This window comes from Cryomorpha ignava (assembly GCF_010686655.1).
In the GTDB taxonomy this organism is placed as follows: Bacteria; Bacteroidota; Bacteroidia; order Flavobacteriales_D; family Cryomorphaceae; genus Cryomorpha; species Cryomorpha ignava.
In genome coordinates, this window is the sequence record NZ_JAAGVY010000131.1 from 1 (window position 1) to 1,091 (window position 1,091).

The window sequence follows — 1,091 nt, forward strand, 5'->3', positions numbered from 1 at the left end:
GGTTGGGCTACAAGGCTTGTAGCAAAAAGTAGAAAAAAAAGAATATATAATGAATGTTTTAATTTTTTCATGATTGTGGAATTTAAAAAGTAGAATAAATATCTTCCGATACGGATATAAAACCGCACCGGAAGATAAAAATTAAGGAGCAACAGAGAGTTTACTTTGGGCAATAATGCGCCCATCTTGTCTGAGACAAATTTGATAAATCCCACTTACAAAATCACCCAATTGCAAAGAGATACTACCAGCATCGTTTTGAGGTCTAAGTGTTTTAACCTTCCTGCCGGTCAAATCATATATTTCAATCATTTTTTGACTTTTACTGCCATCATAGCGGTATTCAATACGCGTTTGATCTGCGGCAGGATTTGGTATAAGTAGGATTTCCGGTGCAAGTTGTTCTAAATTTTGATTGAATGTGTTCGCCTGGGAATCAAGGTTATTTGGCGAAGTTCCGTTTGCAATCAAACCTTGAGAACCGGAAGCTGAACAACTATCGCTAAGATACATGGCATCGCTGGTTATTTGGCAATACCCATTGTCTAAAATAAGGTTGATGCTATCGGGTCCAAAATTTGAGAAACCTAAAGGGTGGTTTCCCGTACCTGTCGATACGTCAACACCATTCACCTGGTAGCTCCAATACGCAAACGGATTATAGGGACCTACAATTGCAGCCTGGCCGGCACATGTTGTTATGTCATTACCGTCACGCAAATCATCAGTACAAAAGCAACCGGTTGGAAAATTCCACATATATTCCTGTGGCGAATGCGGAACAGATATTTCATTGCTGCTTGTACAACCACTGTTGCTGGTAAAATAAACTTCGAATAGGCCACCCATATACCCATTTACGGCAGAGCCGGTGCTTCCATTGCTCCAATTGTAGGTACCACTTTGTGCGTTGGTGGCCGTAAGCGATACCACATAAGGCTCGCAGCTCGTAATATTAAAAGACACGGTTGGGGTATCAACAGGGCTTGCCACCGTTACGGTATAAGGCACACTTACACCATCACATCCGTTCTGGGTAGCTGTAAGAATATAGGTGTATGTACCGACCGGTAGTGTTTGAAACAGGGTAG

Annotated in this window: 1 protein-coding gene; it reads right to left on the reverse strand. The window is 41.7% G+C overall.

The window, feature by feature from the left end; translation table 11 throughout:
- Window positions 1-141: 141 nt before the first annotated feature.
- The coding region (locus tag G3O08_RS20725; RefSeq protein ID WP_163287353.1) for a T9SS type A sorting domain-containing protein at window positions 142-1,091 on the reverse strand (950 nt) is incomplete at its 5' end.